General features: G+C 43.5%; 6 protein-coding genes. 4 read left to right on the forward strand and 2 right to left on the reverse strand.

Annotation, left to right across the window (positions count from 1 at the left end; all coding sequences use genetic code 11):
• Positions 1 to 146 precede the first annotated feature (146 nt).
• Together H0Z19_RS11650 and H0Z19_RS11655 are read right to left on the reverse strand one after the other, a co-directional pair.
• A complete protein-coding gene (locus tag H0Z19_RS11650; protein ID WP_290726808.1) occupies positions 147 to 596 on the reverse strand; it encodes a HEAT repeat domain-containing protein in 450 nt (149 codons plus the stop codon).
• 15 nt (positions 597 to 611) lie between these two features.
• Complete coding sequence (locus H0Z19_RS11655) at positions 612 to 785, reverse strand: hypothetical protein (protein ID WP_290726811.1); 174 nt, start codon at positions 783 to 785, stop codon at positions 612 to 614.
• A gap of 89 nt (positions 786 to 874) precedes the next feature.
• On the opposite strand from H0Z19_RS11655, the gene H0Z19_RS11660 reads away from it, so the two are divergent.
• The 4 genes from H0Z19_RS11660 to H0Z19_RS11675 all read left to right on the forward strand — a co-directional run bounded on the left by H0Z19_RS11660 (position 875) and on the right by H0Z19_RS11675 (position 4262).
• On the forward strand, positions 875 to 1852 hold the full coding sequence (locus H0Z19_RS11660) for a glycosyltransferase family 4 protein (RefSeq protein WP_290726813.1): 978 nt from the start codon (positions 875 to 877) through the stop codon (positions 1850 to 1852).
• The gene (locus H0Z19_RS11665; RefSeq protein ID WP_290726816.1) at positions 1833 to 2150 is read left to right on the forward strand and encodes a transcriptional regulator; all 318 of its coding nucleotides are present in this window, start codon (positions 1833 to 1835) and stop codon (positions 2148 to 2150) included. The genes H0Z19_RS11660 and H0Z19_RS11665 overlap by 20 nt, the downstream gene beginning before the upstream one ends.
• Positions 2147 to 3202 (forward strand): glycosyltransferase family 2 protein, encoded by a 1056-nt coding sequence (locus H0Z19_RS11670; protein ID WP_290726819.1) that lies wholly within the window; start codon positions 2147 to 2149, stop codon positions 3200 to 3202. Before H0Z19_RS11665 ends, H0Z19_RS11670 begins: the two co-directional genes overlap by 4 nt.
• A gap of 430 nt (positions 3203 to 3632) precedes the next feature.
• Entirely contained in the window at positions 3633 to 4262 is a 630-nt protein-coding gene (locus H0Z19_RS11675; protein ID WP_290726822.1) for a type IV toxin-antitoxin system AbiEi family antitoxin, read from the forward strand.
• Positions 4263 to 4353: the final 91 nt, after the last annotated feature.

The following is a 4353-nucleotide window of genomic DNA, read 5'->3' on the forward strand; positions in this document are numbered from 1 at the left end:
CATCCACATCTTCTCCGTATGCGTAAGCTTTCAGCAGTTTATCCAGCCTTGTAGTCTCACCATCTTTTTCAAGAAGCTTCTTTATTACGCTCTTTGATAAGGGATTTGCTGCTACTAAACTGAACAGCGTGACAGGATTCATACCCTCACCTCCTGAGAAAGTCAAATTTTCCTGTTCTGATCTTTTCCAGAATTCTGAAAGCCTCATCCCTAGAAATGCTTAGCACATCAGACACGAGATTTGGCAGTTCTGCAGCTCTTCTGTAACCTACCTCCTTGAGAGCTTTTGCCGCCTCAATTCTGACGTCGAGGCTTTCATCCTTCAAAGCCTCAACGAGTGGCTTTATTGCCTTCTCATCTCCAATTCTGCCGAGAGCATAAGCGGCAGCTTTTCTGACCTCAGAATTCTCATCTTTCAGGGTTTTGATTAGTGCATCCACAGACTCCCTGGCCCTCATCTCTCCAAGAGCTTCTGCTGCTCTCTTTCTGGTTTTGTAATCTCTGTGATTCAATGCGTTTATCAGTCCGTCAACGTCCCACCTCGCCACAAGCTTCTCTATGTTAGGTTTGAACAGCCTGCTTACGATATCCATCATTTTTATCGCCAGAAGTCACACTCTTTTCTCTTCGAAACGTCTTTCAAGCTCTTCTATTCTCTCAACCTGCCTGTTAAGAGTGCTCGTCACGGCAAGCAGAAATTCCTTGTACGCTTTCAGCACGTGCTTTCCAAACTCTCCGCAGATAATATCATCTGGGGTTGGGACTCTGATCCTTATCTCCCTCATGTTCTCACCATACTTCGAAAGGATTATAAAGTATATGTTCTTTTCGGTTCATATATGGGAACTGATGAGTTCATATGTAAGGTGACAGCATGAGGGTCTTGATGCTAAGCGAATTCTACGGGAGAACTGGAGGAGTAAATACGCACATGACTGAGCTAAGCAGGTTTTTGAGGCACGAGGTCATTCTGAGCAACACCATTGAAAGCATGAACGTAAGACCTGACATCGTGCACATACATCACGCCTTCACACCCCTAACGTTCAAGGCGTTGAAGTTGGCCAAGAAAAGGGGGATTCCGGCAATCGTTACGAATCATTCGATCGCACCTTTGCACGACAGTTACTTCTGGAAATTGCTCAAACTCGGCTTCAAATATCTAAACGATGCCAGCGCGATAATAGCAGTAAGTGATGAAGCAAAGAGGTTCATCTCCAACTTTACGTCCAAAGACGTCGTTGTAATACCCAACGGAGTTGACGTGGAAAAATTCAGGCCAATGAAGGGTAACGGGCAGAGCAAAGCCCTGCTTTACGTCGGTAGACTTTCCGCAAGAAAGGGCGTACAGCTCTTGACCCCTCTGCTTTTCAAGTGTCTGAAAGAGTACGATGCTGAACTGATCATAGCGGGAAAGGACGAAATGTTCATGCTGCCGTTACTGAAGCTTCAAGGTAGCTTATGCAAAAAAGTCAGAGTTCTGGGCTTCATTCCAGATGCAAATCTCCCAGAACTCTACAACCACGCAGACCTGTTCCTCATGCCGTCCCTAACAATGGAGTCCTTCGGTATAACGGCAATCGAGTCTCTCGCCTGTGCCACCCCTGTGGTTGCAACAAGAGCCGGAGCTTTACCGAAAATAATTAAAAGTGGTGGAGTGGCTACAAATCTGTGGGAATTTCCAAAAGTCATAGCGAACCTCCTTTCAAATCCAGACAGAATACGCCAGCTTGGGAATGAGGGGAGAAAATTCGTTGAGGAGGAATACTCGTGGAATGTCGTTGCGAAAAGAATAGAAGACGTTTACTCCAAGGTTTTAGATGGTGAGTTCCATGAGGAACGTAATACTTGACATCGAGAAGGTCTTGGAAAAGCTGAGGTTCAAGCCGTCAGACGCGAAGATATACTCTCTGCTTTTGGAAAAGGGAGAGATGAGGGTTAGCGAGATAGCAAAGGAGCTGGATTTGTCTGCAAGATTCGTGAGAGACAGGCTGAAGGATTTAAGTCAGAAAGGGATTGTAAAGAGGGAGATGGTGAAAAAGGGATGGATCGGTTACGTTTACAGGGCCGAAAATCCGATAAACGTTTTGAGGAAATTAAAGTCCAGGATGATAGAGGAGATCGAAAATTTGGAGAAGATGCTTGAATGAAAAAATCGGCGGTTCTGACAGCCTACAGGGAGCCCGGTTTTATCGAGGAGAACGTGAAAAAACTGATGGATAGGGGTTTTGAGATAATTATTGCAGCGGACGAGCCGAATGACGAAATCCTGAGGATTGTAAGAGAATACGGGCTGAAAGCCACGATCAGTGAGAAGAGGAGGGGGAAGTGGAGGGCTTTGAACGATGCGATTAGCTTAGCCGATGGGGATTACATAATCTTCGTAGATTCCGACACGAGAATATTGAATTTGGAAAATTTTGAGGAGTTTGATGCTGTAGAAATCGGAAAGGAGATCAACGCTACATCTCTCATCGAAAGGCTTGCAAAAATAGAATTTTTCAATATGTTTCTGACTGCAAAGATTGCATCGAAGTTCGGTTCGTGTCTCAGCCTGAACGGTGCGGCTTTCGGAATAAAAAAGGATGTCCTCTTAAAATTGGGTGGATTCAGAAAACGTATAAACGAAGATACGGATCTGGGCGTAAGGTTGGGGCTTAACGGATATAGAGTTGGAGTTTGCGGGAAAGCGATAACGAAGTCACCATCGAGCTTTAAAGACTGGCTCGTTCAGAGGGAAAGGTGGAGCTTGGGCGGAGCTGAAGTTGCGATAGAAAATTTTCAGAGTATTTTGAAAAAACCAAAACTCTGGATTCCCTACCTATTTTTGTTTTATCCCTCAATTATTGGGCTTGTATTTGGCTTGGCACTTCCGGATAGCCTCATTCTAAAGGCTTTGAGCTTAATACTTCCCTTCATGTTCTTTGTGCATTTCAAAGTCGTGTCGTTACTCCTCTTTTCCATTTTTGAGCTCCACGTGATAAGGAATCTAATCGCAATGCTCGCCTCCTTCATAATCTGGGCTTCAACCGTGATAGTACTTTCAAAGAAAACTAGTTACAGTATTGAAATCAAACTCTTGCCCCTTTACTACTTCATTTACAACCCTTTGTGGACAATGCTCTGCATTGTTGCTCTTGCCAAAGCTTCAGTTTTTCGTTTGATTGGTAGAGAGCTGAAGGTTAAAGGTTGGGTTATTTGATACTCTTACATTTTATTTTTGAGTTACACCATTCTGAAAAAGAGACAAAATTTGGGCTTATCTAATGCCTTAACTAATTTTATTAAGGATTTGGAAAAGTGACCCTAAAATTGAAGAAATCAAGTATCAAATATTTGCCGTAATTCCACGTATGCTATTAAAAGACTCCTCTCAGCCCCAAACCGTCGCCTTGACGAGGTAATACATAGGAAGTTCACATTTTATTGAATTTTTTGCTTCTTGAAAGAGGAACACTCTTACTTGCCAGATAAGTTATCCTTCGGCGACCTTCTGCTTGAAGATGAGATCTTCGTTCACGTACATTATTGCTTAGTAGAATTCTTAAAGCTGAGAGGATTGGATTGCAAAACGGCAGTTATTCATGTAACAACCATCAACTTTTTTAAATGTTGTTACACAAATAACAAGTATGAAAAAATTCACGAAATACGTGCTCTCCGAATTTGGAGGGAAGGTTGTTACAAGAGAAGAAATGGAAAAAGCATGTAAGAGATTCGGAGAGGATGCACGCAGGGTTATAAGTTATATGATATCCTATGGACATATAATAAGAATTCTCCGCGGACTTTATTACGTCAGAACCATTGAGGAATTCGCCGCGCGAAAAAGCATTGATACCCTGAAGCTCATCTCAATGGGTATGAATAGACTTGGAGTGAACTGGTACTTCGGACTGAACACGGCTTTGAGGCTGAACGGTGCCACACACGAGTTCTCTCCCGTGATCCACGTGCTGAATGACTCCATTTACAGACCCAAGATCGTGAAGATCAATGGAGAGAGTGTCAGGTTCGTAAAGCTGAAGAGGGAACTCTTCGGTTTCGGAGTTGTTGAGAAAAACGGATTGAGACATTCGGATCTGGAAAAGACCCTGCTCGATATGGTTTATCTTTTCAGATACCGATCAGTACCTGAGAAGAGGATGGTTGCGTTCCTGAGAGAGTACAAGAAAGAAGTGAAAAGGAAAAAACTTGCAGAATACCTTCGCTTCTATCCGAAGAGCGTGAGGAGAGTGGTTGAAAATGCCGGACTTGTCTGAGTTCGTTGCCTTCGTGGCAGAGAAATCCGGAACTCGAAAACCGTCGCTGATTGAGAGGGACGTATTGATACACGGAATTCTCAGAGAGATA

Source organism: Archaeoglobus sp., assembly GCF_017656475.1.
Lineage (GTDB): Archaea > Halobacteriota > Archaeoglobi > Archaeoglobales > Archaeoglobaceae > Archaeoglobus.